Consider the following 14,429-nt stretch of genomic DNA (forward strand, 5'->3'; position numbering starts at 1 on the left):
GCGTTGTACCTGCTCTGCAGCCTCACCTGGAACGACCTGTTGCCCGAACTGACGGGCACCGACCCGCGCCGCCGGCGGGAAGCCGCGTCGAACCTGGTGCGGGGTGCCGGCCCTGAGAACGTCATCGACGAGGTGGTCCGCGGCCTGCTCGCCGACGCTGATCCCGTGCTGCGATGCACCGGCATCGCGGTCGTCGACAGGCTCGGCCTCACCCACCTGCACCCCGACGTCCGGCGGCTGGAGGATGACGGCAACGGTTGGGTCCGCCACGACGCCCGAGCATGCCTCGATGAGGAGTTCGGTGCTGCTCGGGCGGACCTGGACGCCACGCTGGCGGCGCGGGGCCAGCAATGGCAGTCAGAAACAGCTGCAGTTCCCGGCCCGGACTACTGATGCAGCACACGTCACGGCCCTGCAGCACCAGCCGCTCACGACAGAGGCCGCACTGCTCGCGCAGTGCCCGCCTGGCAACCTCTTGACGGTCGGCGGTCAAGTCTCGTTGCGCCACATCAGACCCCGTGTATCAGCTGCTTCCTCTACGCACCATAGATGTCCAGGCTGAGCGTGATTCGACGGTCCGCAAGAGACATCAGCGTGTTGGGCGAGATCTCCAACCCCCCGTTCACGCGCTCCATGAACCAGCCGCAGAAGAGACTCATGTTGAACGTGCTGGCGAGCTGTCGCCAGACCTCGATGTCCGGCGTGAGGCGCCCCAACAGCTCGACCACTTGGGCGTCAACGTCGGCAGGCTCGGTCTCTGGCGCGTGGTAGGTCCAGAGACCGAACTTCGCGACACGTACGGTGCCAAGTTTGCTCGCAATGGTGTCGCCGCGACCGTACGCCATCGAGGGAGGAGCTCCCAGCAAGGAACTCACCTCGTCCGGAATCAAGTCCTCGCCCGTCACACGGAGCGACGCTACTGCACGACTCAGCTCGGCCATCGGCGCAAGGCTATGGTCTGCAGGCCGTACGTGCTACGGATTGGTCGGCGTCCGCTTGTTGGCCAGATTCGTGCGCCGCTCTCATGGATGGCGGAGCCTTCCGGCCCGTTCGCGGTGAGGTCTGCCGGGCGACTCATCGAGTGGAGCTGCATCGGTTGGCTACTTCATCGGCTTGGGCGGGAGGTGGTGTTTGCAGGCCTCATGGGCCGCGATGAAGGCGGCGTCGTCGGTGTCGGCGAGGACTCTGAATCGGTCTGTGAGCTCGATGTTGCCGTCCTCGTCCGGGTCGGGGAAGTCCGGGAAGCCGTGCTCGCGCATGCAGGTGACGTAGTCGCGGGTCTTGGTGAGGTCCTCGGCGCTCGCTGGGGGCACGTCGGAGAAGGCCACCTTCCAGTCGCGCACGAGCGGGCGGCACGGCTCGGGTGGCAGCCAGTCACCCGTCGACTCGGGCGGGAAGCCCCAGCGGCCGCGGTCGTCCTTCACCGGGTCGGGGAACGTGGGGAACCCGTTGGCGCGCATGCACTCCGCCAGCCTGATCGCGGCGGCCTGATTCGAGCTGGGCGTGGGGGACGGACCGGCGGCCGTGTTGGTGGCAGGGGTGCCGGTGCAGGCGGCGAGGGTCAGGATCGTGAGCCCGGCGGTGACAAGCGTGCGCAGTGTCATGGCTCAACAGTCGCGGAATCCGCTCGTGGGGTCGTCCCCGAAAAGTGGGCTGATGGCACCCACGTTCAGGGGTGGTTGCGGCGGTACCCCCGAAGGAGGGGGCGCACGACCAACCAGCGGGGGAGGTCGCGCGGACGGAGCCGGCCGAGGATGGATGGGGACGACAGGAGGACGCCAGTGACCGTGCTGGAGCTGAGCGAAGTGCGCAAGACCTACCCGGGAGTGCCGCCGGTCGAGTCGGTGCGCGGGGTGACCCTGACCGTCGACGCCGGCGACATGCTGGCCGTGCGTGGGCCGTCCGGGTCCGGGAAGTCGACGCTGCTGCACCTGATGGCGGCGCTGGACCGGCCGACGAGCGGCAGCGTGCGCCTCGACGGCCAGGCCGTGGAAGCGTTGAGCGACCGGGCCCTCGCCGGGCTGCGTGCGCACCGCGTGGGTGTGGTGTTCCAGCAGTTCCACCTGCTCGAGTCGCTGACCGCGCTGGACAACGTGGCGACCGGCCTGATCTACCGCGGCGTCCCGGCCCGGGCCCGACGGGCGGCCGCCGCCGAGGCCCTCGACCGGGTCGGTCTCGCGCACCGGGGCGGGCACCGGGTGACGAAGCTGTCCGGCGGCGAGCGCCAGCGGGTCGCGATCGCACGCGCGCTCGTGGGCCGCCCCGCGATCGTCTTCGCCGACGAGCCGACCGGCAACCTCGACTCCACCACCGGCGCCGGCATCCTCGACCTGATCCGAGAGCTGAACGCCGACGGCACCACATTCGTCGTCGTCACCCACGAGGAAGCGGTCTCCGACGCCTGCCACCGCACGGTCGTCATGCACGACGGCCGGCTCGCCGACGACGGGCAGGCCGCGCGGTGCTGAGGAGAGGTAGTGACGGAAGGCCGTCCGGACGGCGGCGAGAGGAGGGTCGTGACGGAGGCCGTCGCGCGGAGGGTCGTGACGGAGGCCGTCGCGCGGAGGGTCGTCGCGCGCCAGTGAGGTGAGGCCGTGCGGAGGGTCGTGACGGAAACCGCCGGGTTCGTCGTGGCAGAGGGCCGCACAGTCGGCGATGGGACGAGGATTGTGGCAGGCCGGGGCCTTCGGGTACTAGGGACGTGCCGGCCAAGGGGACGAGGACGCCCGACGGATGAGGGCCGACGCGTGGTCAGTCCGGGTCGGGTTTGAGCGCGTCGCCCAGGGCAACGACACCCTGTTGCAGGCCGAAGATGGCGGCCTGGGTGCGGTCCTGGAGGTCGAGCTTGGTCAGGACGCTCGACACATACGACTTCACGGTCTGCTCGCCGAGCATCAGGGCGCGGGCGATCTCGCGGTTGGACCTGCCGCGGGAGATGAGGGCCAGGACGTCGCGTTCGCGGGCGGACAGGCGCGACAGCGGGCCCTGGTCGCCGGCGCGGACCCCGCGGACCAGCAGCGCCGCCACGTCGGGGTCCAGGACGCTGCCGCCGGTCGCCGCGGCGCGGACGGCCTCCACGACCCGGTCGACAGCGGTGCTCTTCGACAGGTACGACACCGCGCCGGCGCGGACCACGTCCAGCGCCCGGTCCTCCGCCGGGAACGACGTCAACACGATGACCGCGGCCGGATCGTCGCGCTCGCGCAGCGCGTGCAGCACACCGAGACCGTCCATGCCAGGCATCACCATGTCGAGCAGCACCACGTCGGGGCGCAGCTCACTGATGGCGGCCAGGGCCGTGGCGCCGTCCATGCACTCGCCGACGACGGTCAGGTCAGGTTCCTGTTCCAGGGCGAACCGCAGCCCTTGCCGCACCACCTCGTGATCGTCGACGACCAGGATCCGGATCACGCGGCACCCGCTGGCAACAGCACCTTCACCGTCGTGCCCGCCTGCGGGGCGCTGACCACGTCGACCATGCCGCCGAGTTCACGAACCCGGTCGCGCATCAACTGGATGCCCATTCCGTGCCGCCCGTCGGCCTCGGATGGGTCGAACCCGCGGCCGTCGTCGTGCACCGTGACTGTCACCTGACCGGCCGCACGGGTCACGGTCAGTTCGACGGTGTCCGGCGCTCCATGACGTACAGCGTTGCCCAACGCCTCCTGCACGACCCGCAACACCGCGTGCTCGACGGGCGGGTCCAGGTGGCCGGCCTCGACGCGGGCGGTGACGGCGATGCCGAGCCGCTCCTGGTACGCACGGCACAGCTCGTCGAGCGCCTCGGACAGCCCCGCATCCTCCAGCGCGACCGGTCGAAGCTCCAGCAGCATCGCCCGCATCTCCCGCTTCGTGCGCTCCAGCGACGCCTCCAGCGACGCCGCCTGATGCCGCAGCTCGGATCCGGCCGGCAGCGCCTTGCGCAACCCGCCGGCGAGCAGGCTGGCCGAGAACAGGTCCTGGGAGACGGAGTCGTGCAGCTCGCGGGTGATCCGGGTCCGCTCGGCCCGGCGGGCCTGCGCGCCGGCCGCGGCCCGGTCCGAGGCGACAGCCTCCTCGAGGCGCTCGGCCATCGCGTTGAACGACCGCTCCAGCCGCGCGACCTCGTCGTTGCCAGTGACCGGCAGACGGATCCGCAGGTCGCCGCCGGCCATCGCCGCGGTGCCGTCGGCCAGGCGGCGGATGCGGCGGATCAGCGGGCCGGTGCTGAGCAGACCGAACAGCGCACCGACCGGCACCAGCATCAGCATCACGATCCCGCCCGGGATGAGGAGCCCTTCGAAGCCGGCCGTCGCGGAGGCGGACCCCGGCTTCGCGTCCGCGAAGTTCTTGGCCACGATCAGCCGCACGTAGACGGCGCCGACGAAGCGTGCGTTGTCGTTCTGCATCCTGATCTGCACGGGCGACGCGGCCCACCCGGCGGGCTGCCCGTCGACGGTCGTGCGGCCGCTGCGCACGGACGTGCACGCGGCCGCATTCCACACAGCGGTGCCGGTGGGCAGGAGCGACGCCGGCGATGCCGCCAGGATGAAGCCGTTGACATCGGTCAACGCCACAAGCAGCTCGGGGCGGGAGTCGGAATTGAGGTCCTTCGACAGTCCGCCGCCGCGCACCAGGGTCACGAGGAGCTCGGTGTCGGTCCCGCCAGGATTCACTGGCGCGCGGGACACCTGCTCGTCGACGGCGGCGGAGGTCGCCACCGCAAGGCGCTCGGCCTTGGCGCGTGCGGCGTCGACCTCGGCGTCGGCGACCTGCTGGCGGGCCTGCTCGACGCTGTCGCGTGCGGCGACGAACCGCGGCAGCATGACGGCCAGCGCGACGGCCTCGACGACAAAGACAGCGATCGCCGACACCACCACGTAGGACACCGCCATGCTGGAGCGCAGGCCCAGCCTCGACATCATGGACTCAGGCTACGCAGCACGCGGGATTGCGAGGCCCCGCGTCGGTACTCGATCCGTCACCTCTTTCGGGGGTGGTGGGCCACCCGGGAAAGAGACGCCACAGCGCCACGTTTGGGGGCGGCGGGCGGCACGCCGCCCCGAGCACAGTGGGTGCCATGAGCGGGAAGCGATGGAAGGTCCTGTCCGCGGTGACGGCGGCAGGGGTGGCGGGCGCCGCGGGGTTCGCCGTCCACGACGGACGGGCCGGGACGAGCGCGACACCCCAGGAGGCTGCGGCGGCAGCACAGGCGACGGCGGACGTGCGCCGTGGCGACGTCGCGGAACGCCGCTGGGTCACCGGGACCCTCGGCTATGCCGGGGAGACGGCGGTGGTGGCGCCCGGCCCGGGCATCCTCACCAGGCTGCCCGCGGCCGGCGACGTGATCGCGCGGGGCGGCGCGTTGTATGAGACCGACGGTGTGCCGGTGCTGCTGATGTACGGGTCCCGCCCACCGTGGCGGCCCTTCGGGCCGGGAATGACCGACGGCGCCGACGTCGAGCAGCTGGAGGCGAACCTGGTCGCGCTGGGCCACGGCGGTGGCCTCACCGTGGACCGGCGCTTCACCGCCGCCACCGCGCAGGCCGTGCGCCGCTGGCAGCGGGCCGCCGGGCTGCCCGTGACCGGCGAGGTGCCCCTCGGCCGGGTCGTGTTCCTTCCCGACGCCGTCCGCGTCGGCACCGCATCGCTACCCGTCGGCGCCGAGGTCGCCGCGGGCGTGGTTGTCTCCCACGGCACCGGCGCGGCCCTCACCGTCCAGTTCCAGCTGGTGCCGCGGCAGCTGCCGGCCGCGAAGGCCGGCGACGCCGTGGTGGTGACCCTTCCCGACGGCACGTCCCGCACCGGCACGATCCAGGAGATCGGCGCCGTCAGTACACCGGCCGGCGACGAGAACCCGTCGCAGAACGGCGGCCAGAACCAGGCGTCCGCGCCGGTGACGGTGCTGGTGGAGGGTGCGCTGACCGGGCTCCGGGACCACACGCAGGTGCAGGTCGCGGTGACGGTCGCCGTGCACCAGAGGGTCCTCGCGGTGCCCGTCACAGCGCTCAATCCGGTCGCCGGCGGTGGGTACGAGGTCGTGGTCGTCGACGGTGGCGCCACCCGGCGGGTCGCGGTCGAGGCCGGGATCTTCGACGAGCGCGCCGGGCTCGTCGAGGTCCGCGGCGATGGCCTCGCCGACGGGCAGAAGGTGCGGGTGCCCCGTGCGACGTCATGACCTGCGACGCAGCATGTTGCGGCCGGCTGACCTGCTGCCGCTCGGCACGCTCGGGCTGCGGTCCCGCACCGCCCGGGCGCTGCTGTCGGGCCTGGGCATCGCGATCGGCATCGCGTCCATCGTCGCGGTCCTCGGCGTCACCCGCTCCAGCCAGTCGCACGTCCTCGCCCAGCTCGACCGGCTCGGCACCAACCTGCTGACCGTCGCCAGTGGCGTCGAGCAAGACGGCGCCGAGGAGCCGCTGCCGGGCACCGCCGCGCCGATGATCGGCATGCTGCCGGCCGTCCGCTCCGTCGCGCCGACCGCGCGCCTGGACGCGGTCACCGTGTACCGCAACGACCGCGTTCCGCAGGGTCGCACCGGCGGCCTCGCCGTCCGCGCCTGCGACGCCTCGCTGCTCGGCACGCTCGACGGCGCGCTGCGCACCGGCACGTTCCTCGACGACGGCCGCTACCCGGTAGCCGTTCTCGGTGCGCAGGCCGCCGCCGTCCTCGGCATCGATGACGTCGCCGACGGCCCCCGGGTGTGGCTGGGCGGGCACTGGTACACCGTCGTCGGCATCCTCGACCCGTTCCCGCTCGCACCGGAGATCGACCGGTCGGCGCTCGTCTCGTTCGCCTCGGCCGCGGACCTGCTCGGCTACGACGGCGTCGCCAGCCGCATCTACCTGCGGGCCGACCCCGATCACGTCGCTGATGTCGCCGCTGTGCTGCACCGCGCCGCCAACCCGGAGGAGCCTTCCCGTGTGCAGGTCAGCCGGCCCTCCGACGCCCTCGCGGCCCAGCTCGAGGTCAAGGAGGCCGGCGCCGGGCTGTTCCTCGGTCTCGGGGCGATCGCTCTACTCGTCGGCGCCATCGGGATCGCCAACGTCATGGTGATCTCCGTGCTGGAGCGCCGCACCGAGATCGGCCTGCGCCGCGCGCTCGGCGCCACCCGCGGCCACGTCGCCACGCAGTTCGTCACCGAGTCGCTGGTCCTGTCGACGATCGGCGGCGTGGCAGGCATCGCCATCGGGGTCGTGGTCACCGTCGCGATCGCCTCCGACCACGGCTGGGCAGTCCTCGTCCCGCCCGCAGCGGTGTGGGGTGCCTTCGCCGTCTCGCTGACCGCGGGCGCCGTTGCCGGCCTGTATCCGGCGCTCCGCGCCGCCCGCATCCCCCCGACCGACGCCTTACGCACTGTCTGACGGTGCCCGACTGGACGGTGTCAGTCCGTCGGCGGATGACCTCTGGGGCATGCCGGTGACGCCCATCATTTCGTGAAGGAGGCCGAGCAGAAATGCTGTCAGGGGCGGGCCGTTCGTGCCGTTACGCTGTCGCGGTGCAGGAGCTGAGGGTGTTCCAGGTTGGTGACGTGCGGGTGGAGCTGCGCGAATTGACCCTCCGCGACCAGTACTTCGGCATGATCGAAGGCACTCCGGCGATGCATCGCCGGTTCGTCGTGCGGAGGCTGGAGCAGGAGCTGGCGTCGACGGCCGGGCTGCACGTCCACGACCTCGACCGGATCAGGGCGGACGCTGAGGCCCGCACCGACGAGTGGATGCCCCGCGAGCGGCACCAGGCCCGGCTGACCTCTGCCTGGATCCCGCCTGACAGCAGGCTCAGCGGGCACACCGAACTGTCAGCGGTGTGGTTCCAGCCGCCGTCGGAGGACCCGTTCGACCGTCTCGCTGCCGTCGTCGAGCCGCTCGACTGGCGCACGCTGGCGGTCTTCCACCCGTTCGACCCCGGCAACTACTGAGAGCCCATGGACTACGCGATCATCTATCCGGCCGATCTGGACGAGTACGACTGGTACATGACCGGTAAGAAGGGCTGGATCGACGTCACCGTGCGGTGGGACGGCGGCGAGCAGCTGCTTGAGTTCTACGATCCGGTGCGGCTGGGCCAGAGCATCGAAGACGACATCCGGCGGGCCGGCCGCTTCTTCGGCCGGAACGTCATCGTCGTGCCCGAAGTCACCGAGGCGGCGATCGAGGCTGCCGTCGTCGCCCTCGCCGCCCGAGACTTTGTCGACATCGCACCCAACCAAGGCATGGCCGGAGCGTAGGTGACCGGGGACCGGCCGAACCGGCGGTCAGGGCTGTGGGGGCGGAGGAGTGGTGTTGCGGATCATCTGCTGCAGGACCTTCACCGTCGTGACGTAGTCGGTGTCGGGGATGCCGTTGTGGATGTGGGCGCGGACGGCTGGGGCGTGCTGGGCGAAGGTGGCGCGGGCCTCGTCGCCGGCGGGGGTGATCCAGAGGCGGCCGGCAGGGTCGCGGGTGAGCCAGCCGCGGGACAGGAGGACCTCGGACTCGGCGGTCAGGTCGTCCTCGCGGCGCAGGTAGGTGCGCATCGCGGCGGTGAGCTCGGGGAGCGTCATCCCCTGGCCGTCGGGGGAGAGGTCGTTCGCGGACAGGTTGCGCAGGAGCCAGAACTGCGGCTGGGTGAAGCCGAGCTCCGCCTGCCGCGCCCGGGTGAAGGCGATCAGCGACTCGTAGGCGACGCCGGTCCAGTAGGCGGCGGGCTGGGCGGCGAGTTCGGCGTCTGACATCGACATGACGGCGACCGTAGGGGCTCAAGCCTGGTTGAGGTCAAGAACTACGATGGCGCGGTGATCGCCTCGCCGCTGGTGGAGTTGTTCCCGTCGCTGGCCAGGCACGCCAGGACGGCGACGCGGCTGCATCCGACGGCCGGTGAGGTCACGTTGCAGGACAGTCACGCGGGCGGGCCGTTGCAGTGGCCCGACGGGGAGCCGTGGCCGGCAGCGGCCCGGGCGCAACGGCGCGGACGAGCCGACCGGCGTGCTGGTCAGCCGTCACGGCTCGCTGCGCGTCTTGGGTGCACCCGCTGCCCCGGTACACCATCCATCGAAGACATGCAGTAGCCGGCCGGCACAGGATCTTCACGCCGCGCACACCTGGGCATCGCACCGCGCGGTCTACTGTGCGGTGATGAGGCGTTGGTGGTGGCTGGCTGCGGCGGCGCTGGCCGTCTGCGGCGGACTCGCCTACCTGGACCGTGACCGGGACCCGCTCACCGACGCGGACGTCGTCGGCACCTGGTGCAGTGCGGACCGGGGTGAGCTCGTGTTCGGCGCCGATCACCGGTTCACCGCCCGCGACATCCTGAACGTGGCTCTGGCGCCCGCCGTGGAGAAGTTCCGGCCCGGCCCGGGCGGTGAGACCTGGCGCAGTGACGGCGCCGGCACCTGGAAGGTCGTCCCGCGCATGACGGACCGCCGCGGCCCGGCCACCGAGATCGACCTGCACTTCCGCACGCTCAACGGCAGGCCCGAGGCGTACGGCACGCGGCTGGTCTCCGTCGTGCGGGACGAGGTCGTGCGGGACGAGGTCGTGCGGGACGAGGTCGTGCGGGACGAGGTCGTGCGGGACGAGCGGCTCGTCCTGCTGTTCACCGTCGGCGACCCGGACAACGGTGCCGAGTACCGGTTCGTGCGAAAGGGCTGCCCGTAGCGGAACCGAGGATGGAAGTTTCACCGCCGGCCGAAGGGAACGGGACGCCTGGCGGAAAAGCCGTTATCGGTGGGCGGTCCGATGCATCTCTCTCAGCGACAAACAGTTGCAGGGAAGGAGCAACGGAAGTGCAGCACCGCAGAACAGTCGTCCTCCTCGCGTCGGTCCTGGCCGCGTCCGCCGGCGTCGTCGCCGTGACCGTGTGGCCGTCGGAGGCGGCCGTCACCCCCGTCAACGGCGGCGTCTACACGCTCGCGTCCGCGTCCAGCGGCAAGTGCGTCGTCGCCGCCGGCACCGGCAACGGCGGCCTGCTCACCCAGGTCGCCTGCGCCGCCACGACCGCCGCCCAGCGGTTCACCGTCGTCGCGCAGAACGGGGCGTACGGCCTCGTCAACGCCGGCAGCGGCAAGTGCGTCGACGTGCCCAACAACACGACCACGGCCGGCACGCAGCTGTGGCAGTGGACGTGCGGGGCGTCGGCGAACCAGACGTGGCAGCTGACCGCCAGCGGCGCGGCGTCGGGCAAGTACCTGGTGAAGAGCGCGGCGAACGGGTTGTGCGTCAGCAACAAGGACGGGTCCACGGCGGGGAACAACCCGATCGTGCAGGAGCCGTGCTCGGACGTCGCCCGGATGCAGTGGTCGTTCAACGCTACGACCGGCACCACCCCGACGCCGACGCAGGGCGGCCGCACCTGGTCCAACACCGCCGACGGCTTCGCGCAGGGCACGACCGGCGGCGCCGGCGGCACGGCCGTCACCGTGACCACGTACGCGGACCTGCTCAAGTACGCGACCGCCGCCCCCGCATACATCATCCGGATCAGCGGCACGATCACCGTACCCACCTACGGGTACGAGATCCCGGTCGCGTCGAACAAGACCCTCGTCGGCGTCGGGAAGAGCGGGCGGATCAAGAACGGCGGGTTCTTCCTCGGCGCGGGCGTCCGCAACGTCATCATCCGGAACCTGACGATCGGGGACACCGCCGTCGCCTCCGACGACCCCGACGACAAGGACTTCGACTACGACGGCATCCAGATGGACACGGCCGACCACGTGTGGATCGACCACAACACGTTCACGAACATCAACGACGGGTACATCGACTCCCGCAAGGACACCACCAACGTCACCGTGTCGTGGAACATCCTCGGCAACCACAACAAGACCTTCGGCATCGGCTGGACCGAGAACGTCGTGGCCCGGATGACGATCCACCACAACTGGCTGCACGACACCACGCAACGCAACCCCAGCGCGGACAATCTCGCCTACGCACACCTGTACAACAACTATCTGCAGAACGTCACGAGCTACGGCAACTACGCCCGCGGCGCGACGAAGATGGTCCTGGAGAACAGCTACTTCGACCACGTCAACAACCCGTACTACCCGGACGCGAACGCGCAGCTGAAGCAGTCGGGCAGCATCGTGGTCAACAGCAGCGGCCGGCAGGAGACGAGGGGCTCGGCGTTCAACCCGGGCAGCTTCTACTCCTACACCCTCGACCCGGCCGCCGACGTGCCGAACCTGGTCAGGACCTACGGCGGTCCGCAGGCGAACATCGCCATGTGACCGTCATGAGGTCTGCAGGAAGTCCGTGAGCGGAAGGCGCCCGTCGGCCTGGCGGGCGCCTTCCGCGACGGTGGGGTCGGTGGACCGGAAGTCGGCCCTGGTCGCCACCGCGCCCGCCGGCCACGGCCTGCCGTCGGCCCGGGGCACCGCCTGCGTCCGGCGGTTCGCGACGGCGAGGTTGCCCTGCAATGCGGCGGCGGCGTCGGTACAGGTGAAGCCGGCGTCGCCGTTGCGCCACGCCGTGTTGGCGGTGAGCCGGATCGCGCCGCGGAACTCGCGCGTCGGAGAACCCGTCACCGGCGTTGTCCCAGGCCGCGTTGTCGCGCAGCACGTGCGCCGCGGCCGGCACCGGGTCGCCGCCGCCGAGCGTGAACCCGTTGCCGGTGTTGCCCCACGCCCACGTGTGCTCCACGGTGACCGCGCCCGTGAACTCGCCGACGTCGATGCCGCTCTCGCCGTTGCCGTACGCGCGGACGCCCCGCACGACGTTGCCGTCGCCGCCGCCGAACTTGACCGCGAGCCCGACCCCGGCGCCGGTCCCCGCGTGGTTGTCGAAGAAGTCGCTGTCGAGGACCTGGTTGCCGGCGGGGCCCTCACCGCGCAGCATCAGCCCGACCCGCCCGTTCCGTGACCACCCGCAGCGTGCGCAGGGACGGGTCGGCCGCGTAGGCGATCCTGACGCCGGCGCGCCTGGCCTGGTCGAGGGCCGCGAGGGCGGCGGCGGTGACCTGCTCGCCGGGCGCGAGCACGGGGATGCCGGGCGGGTACGGGGCGACGAGCTCGGCGCAGACCCGGCCGACGGCCCGCTCGGCCGGCACGGTCTCGGTGGCGGCGAAGAACGCCTGCCGCGGTGGCATCGACGTGACCGGGTCGACCCCGTAGACCGCCGGTCCGACGACCGGCCTTGGTGTGCCCCGGTGCCGCCGCACCGAGTCGGCGAGGACCGTGGTCAGGCGGGTGAGGGAGGCGGGGGTGTCGGCGAGGGAGACGACGGCGACGAGGACGTCGCGGTCGGCGGACTCGACCGGCAGCCCGGCGGCCAGGAGGTCCCGCTCGATGAGGTTGCCGTCGGCGCCGGTGCCGAACAGCAGCAGCGTCAGCTTCAGCGGGTCGACGCCGGGACCGTCGAGGACGGTGAGGCCGTCGACGCCGCGGAGCCGGTCACGGGCCTCGCGGGTGGCGGCGATGGCGTCGCCGAGCAGCGCGTGGCCGTCGCGCCGGAGCAGCGCGCGGGCGGCGTCGGTGCTGGCGAGGACGGCGCCGGCCGGGCTGGTGGTCGCGGTCGCCTCGACGCCGGCGTCCAGGCGCGCCGCGTCGACGTGGCCGGTGCGGGCCAGCACGAGCGCCGCCTGGCTCCAGGCGGGGAGCGTCTTGTGGGCGCTGGTCACCATGACGTCGGCGCCGAGCTGCAGCGGGTGCCGTGGCAGCTCGGGGTGGAAGCCGAAGTGGGCGGCCCACGCCGCGTCGACGACCAGCGGCACGCCCGCCTCGTGCGCCGCGTCGGCGAGGCCGGCGATGTCGCCGACGGTGCCGACGTAGGACGGGTCGCCGACGAACACCGCCCGCACGTCCGGGTTCGCGGTCAGGGCGCGGCGCAGGGTGGCGGGCGCGACGCCCAGCGGCAGGCCGGTGGCGGGGTCGACCTCGGGGCGCACCCAGACCGGCGTCAGGCCGGCGAGCACCAGCTCCAGCAGCAGCGAGCGGTGCAGGGTGCGGCTCACGACGACCCGGTCGCCGTCGCCCGCGACCGCCAGGGCGACGGCCTGGTTGGCGTGCGTCGCGCCGCCGGTGGAGAAGCGGCAGAAGTCGGCGCCCCACAGCCGCGCGGCGCGGGCCTCGGCGTCGGCGAGGACGCCGCGGCTGAGCTTCATGGTGTCGAGGCCGGCGTACAGCGGGACGTCGCCGGCGACGACATCACCGACGAGGTCGTGGCGCTGCTTGTGGCCCGGGATGGTGAACGGCGACGGCGGACGCTCGCCGAAGCGCAGCCAGGCATCCAGCAGCGGCGCGTCGCCACGCAACCCGCGCGGGTCAGTCGGCATCGGACCTCCAGCCGGCATCGGAGTTCTGACCTGCGCCGGGCGTCCGGCCGTCGTCGGGGGTCCAGTCGGACAGGACCGCGATCAGGGCGGACGTGAGCGCGCGGACCTGGCGCACGTCGACCCACTCGTCGACCGCGTGCAACCCGCCGCCGGACGGGCCGCACACCAGGGTGGGGCAGAGCCGCTGCCACAGCGGGGCCTCCATCCAGTACGGCGCGTCGAACGTCGCTCCGGTGCCCAGCTCGGCCCCGAGCCGGCGGGACAGCCCGGCGGCCGGCCCGGTGTCGTCGAGCCGCCAGCCGTCGCGGTGGGCGAGCAGCTCGGCGGTGGCATGCCACCCGGGGTCCAGCAGGGACCGCACCTCGTCGAGCGCCGCGGCGCTGGACCGGCCAGCCGTCGTGCGCAGCTCGACCAGGCATTCGGCGTGGTCGGGCACCACGAACGGCGACGACCCGCCGCGCGCGACCGTCACCATCAGGTCGCCGCCGCCGGCCCGCACGGCCGGGTTCGCGGTCAGGGCCCGCTGGTCGACCGCGTGCAGCAACCGGCCCAGGTGGGTGACGGCGTTGATGCCGAGGTCCGCCTGCGAGCTGTGCGCGGCGCGGCCGGCGAAGCGCACCCGCACGACGGCGAACCCGCGCAGCGACCTGGTCAGGGCGAGGTCGGTCGGCTCCGCGATCAGGCAGGCGTCCGGCCGGATCCCGAGCCGGGGGAGCGCGTCGATCACGGCCTCGCTGCCCAGGCTCGCGTCCTCCTCGTCGGCGACCAGCGCGAGCACCGGCCGGACCGGCGCCCCCACCGCGACCAGGTGCTCCGCGGCGGCGACGATCGCCGCCACGCCACCCTTCATGTCCGCGGCGCCGCGGCCGAAGAGCCGGTCGCCGTCGAGCCGGGGCGTGAACGGCGCCGGCATCCCGTCCACACCCACGGTGTCGAGGTGCCCGTTCAGCACGACCGTCGGCCCTGTGGCCGGCCCTGTGGCGGGCACTGACGGAACCGCCACCAGGCTGGGGCGGTCGGTGCGGCCGGCCGCCGGCACCACCATGGTGTCGAAGCCCGCGCCACGCAGCCGTGCGCGGAGGTGCTCGACGATCGCCGCCTCGCCCGCGCCGGACGGGACCAGGCCCGGGTTGACGCTGTCGATGCGGACGAGGTCGTGCAGCAGGGCTAGGGCGTCGGTCTCGGGGTCCCGCATG

At 72.4% G+C, this 14,429-nt stretch carries 16 protein-coding genes; 8 read left to right on the forward strand and 8 right to left on the reverse strand.

The features are described 5' to 3' along the window. Positions 1–3: 3 nt before the first annotated feature. Positions 4–393, forward strand: a complete 390-nt coding sequence (locus ABZ321_RS08555; protein WP_354890249.1) for a hypothetical protein — start codon at positions 4–6, stop codon at positions 391–393. A 143-nt stretch (positions 394–536) separates the two neighbouring features. Here ABZ321_RS08555 and ABZ321_RS08560 read toward each other — a convergent pair whose 3' ends face one another. After that, on the reverse strand, positions 537–941 hold the full coding sequence (locus tag ABZ321_RS08560; RefSeq protein ID WP_354890251.1) for a DUF4279 domain-containing protein: 405 nt from the start codon (positions 939–941) through the stop codon (positions 537–539). A gap of 159 nt (positions 942–1,100) precedes the next feature. Then, the gene (locus tag ABZ321_RS08565) at positions 1,101–1,604 is read right to left on the reverse strand and encodes a hypothetical protein (RefSeq protein ID WP_354890253.1); all 504 of its coding nucleotides are present in this window, start codon (positions 1,602–1,604) and stop codon (positions 1,101–1,103) included. A 177-nt stretch (positions 1,605–1,781) separates the two neighbouring features. Here ABZ321_RS08565 and ABZ321_RS08570 point away from each other — a divergent pair, with 177 nt between their 5' ends. Then, positions 1,782–2,468: an ABC transporter ATP-binding protein gene (locus ABZ321_RS08570; RefSeq protein WP_354890254.1), complete on the forward strand. Its 687-nt coding sequence runs from the start codon at positions 1,782–1,784 to the stop codon at positions 2,466–2,468. A 283-nt stretch (positions 2,469–2,751) separates the two neighbouring features. Here the strand turns inward: ABZ321_RS08570 and ABZ321_RS08575 are convergent, their stop codons facing one another. Continuing rightward, positions 2,752–3,411 carry a response regulator transcription factor gene (locus ABZ321_RS08575; RefSeq protein WP_354890256.1) on the reverse strand — a complete coding sequence of 220 codons (660 nt, stop codon included), beginning with the start codon at positions 3,409–3,411 and terminating at the stop codon, positions 2,752–2,754. Beyond that, the gene (locus ABZ321_RS08580) at positions 3,408–4,904 is read right to left on the reverse strand and encodes an ATP-binding protein (RefSeq protein WP_354890258.1); all 1,497 of its coding nucleotides are present in this window, start codon (positions 4,902–4,904) and stop codon (positions 3,408–3,410) included. Before ABZ321_RS08580 ends, ABZ321_RS08575 begins: the two co-directional genes overlap by 4 nt. Positions 4,905–5,059: 155 nt before the next feature. Between ABZ321_RS08580 and ABZ321_RS08585 the strand changes: the two genes are divergently transcribed. From ABZ321_RS08585 to ABZ321_RS08600, 4 genes are all read left to right on the forward strand, one after another. Continuing rightward, complete coding sequence (locus tag ABZ321_RS08585; RefSeq protein WP_354890260.1) at positions 5,060–6,157, forward strand: peptidoglycan-binding domain-containing protein; 1,098 nt, start codon at positions 5,060–5,062, stop codon at positions 6,155–6,157. A gap of 13 nt (positions 6,158–6,170) precedes the next feature. Continuing rightward, positions 6,171–7,343 (forward strand): ABC transporter permease, encoded by a 1,173-nt coding sequence (locus ABZ321_RS08590; protein WP_354890791.1) that lies wholly within the window; start codon positions 6,171–6,173, stop codon positions 7,341–7,343. A 134-nt stretch (positions 7,344–7,477) separates the two neighbouring features. Beyond that, entirely contained in the window at positions 7,478–7,897 is a 420-nt protein-coding gene (locus ABZ321_RS08595; protein WP_354890262.1) for a hypothetical protein, read from the forward strand. A 6-nt stretch (positions 7,898–7,903) separates the two neighbouring features. Then, positions 7,904–8,206, forward strand: coding sequence for a hypothetical protein (locus tag ABZ321_RS08600; protein ID WP_354890264.1), 303 nt, complete (start codon positions 7,904–7,906; stop codon positions 8,204–8,206). Between the two features lie 27 nt (positions 8,207–8,233). On the opposite strand, the gene ABZ321_RS08605 is transcribed toward ABZ321_RS08600, so the two are convergent. Next, the gene (locus ABZ321_RS08605) at positions 8,234–8,698 is read right to left on the reverse strand and encodes a MarR family winged helix-turn-helix transcriptional regulator (protein ID WP_354890266.1); all 465 of its coding nucleotides are present in this window, start codon (positions 8,696–8,698) and stop codon (positions 8,234–8,236) included. A gap of 394 nt (positions 8,699–9,092) precedes the next feature. Here ABZ321_RS08605 and ABZ321_RS08610 point away from each other — a divergent pair, with 394 nt between their 5' ends. Both ABZ321_RS08610 and ABZ321_RS08615 read left to right on the forward strand, forming a co-directional pair. Beyond that, on the forward strand, positions 9,093–9,614 hold the full coding sequence (locus tag ABZ321_RS08610) for a hypothetical protein (protein ID WP_354890268.1): 522 nt from the start codon (positions 9,093–9,095) through the stop codon (positions 9,612–9,614). 128 nt (positions 9,615–9,742) lie between these two features. Beyond that, a complete protein-coding gene (locus ABZ321_RS08615) occupies positions 9,743–11,191 on the forward strand; it encodes an RICIN domain-containing protein (RefSeq protein WP_354890270.1) in 1,449 nt (482 codons plus the stop codon). Between the two features lie 3 nt (positions 11,192–11,194). On the opposite strand, the gene ABZ321_RS08620 is transcribed toward ABZ321_RS08615, so the two are convergent. The 3 genes from ABZ321_RS08620 to ABZ321_RS08630 form a co-directional block, all read right to left on the reverse strand. Beyond that, entirely contained in the window at positions 11,195–11,488 is a 294-nt protein-coding gene (locus ABZ321_RS08620) for a hypothetical protein (protein ID WP_354890272.1), read from the reverse strand. A 296-nt stretch (positions 11,489–11,784) separates the two neighbouring features. Then, entirely contained in the window at positions 11,785–13,233 is a 1,449-nt protein-coding gene (locus ABZ321_RS08625; protein WP_354890274.1) for an aminotransferase class V-fold PLP-dependent enzyme, read from the reverse strand. Then, a complete protein-coding gene (locus ABZ321_RS08630) occupies positions 13,223–14,428 on the reverse strand; it encodes a M20/M25/M40 family metallo-hydrolase (protein WP_354890276.1) in 1,206 nt (401 codons plus the stop codon). The genes ABZ321_RS08625 and ABZ321_RS08630 overlap by 11 nt, the downstream gene beginning before the upstream one ends. Position 14,429 lies beyond the last annotated feature (1 nt).

The sequence above is a fragment of the Dactylosporangium sp. NPDC006015 genome (assembly GCF_040614215.1).
Taxonomy (GTDB): Bacteria; Actinomycetota; Actinomycetes; order Mycobacteriales; family Micromonosporaceae; genus Dactylosporangium; species Dactylosporangium maewongense.

Bases quoted from the DNA above. Each gene is read 5' to 3' on its own strand.
- ABZ321_RS08560 (WP_354890251.1), bottom strand. From the start codon at position 941: ATGGCCGAGCTGAGTCGTGCAGTAGCGTCGCTCCGTGTGACGGGCGAG.
- ABZ321_RS08565 (WP_354890253.1), bottom strand. From the start codon at position 1,604: ATGACACTGCGCACGCTTGTCACCGCCGGGCTCACGATCCTGACCCTC.
- ABZ321_RS08580 (WP_354890258.1), bottom strand. From the start codon at position 4,904: ATGATGTCGAGGCTGGGCCTGCGCTCCAGCATGGCGGTGTCCTACGTG.
- ABZ321_RS08585 (WP_354890260.1), top strand. From the start codon at position 5,060: ATGAGCGGGAAGCGATGGAAGGTCCTGTCCGCGGTGACGGCGGCAGGG.
- ABZ321_RS08590 (WP_354890791.1), top strand. From the start codon at position 6,171: ATGTTGCGGCCGGCTGACCTGCTGCCGCTCGGCACGCTCGGGCTGCGG.
- ABZ321_RS08600 (WP_354890264.1), top strand. From the start codon at position 7,904: ATGGACTACGCGATCATCTATCCGGCCGATCTGGACGAGTACGACTGG.
- ABZ321_RS08605 (WP_354890266.1), bottom strand. From the start codon at position 8,698: ATGTCGATGTCAGACGCCGAACTCGCCGCCCAGCCCGCCGCCTACTGG.
- ABZ321_RS08610 (WP_354890268.1), top strand. From the start codon at position 9,093: ATGAGGCGTTGGTGGTGGCTGGCTGCGGCGGCGCTGGCCGTCTGCGGC.
- ABZ321_RS08625 (WP_354890274.1), bottom strand. From the start codon at position 13,233: ATGCCGACTGACCCGCGCGGGTTGCGTGGCGACGCGCCGCTGCTGGAT.
- ABZ321_RS08630 (WP_354890276.1), bottom strand. From the start codon at position 14,428: ATGCGGGACCCCGAGACCGACGCCCTAGCCCTGCTGCACGACCTCGTC.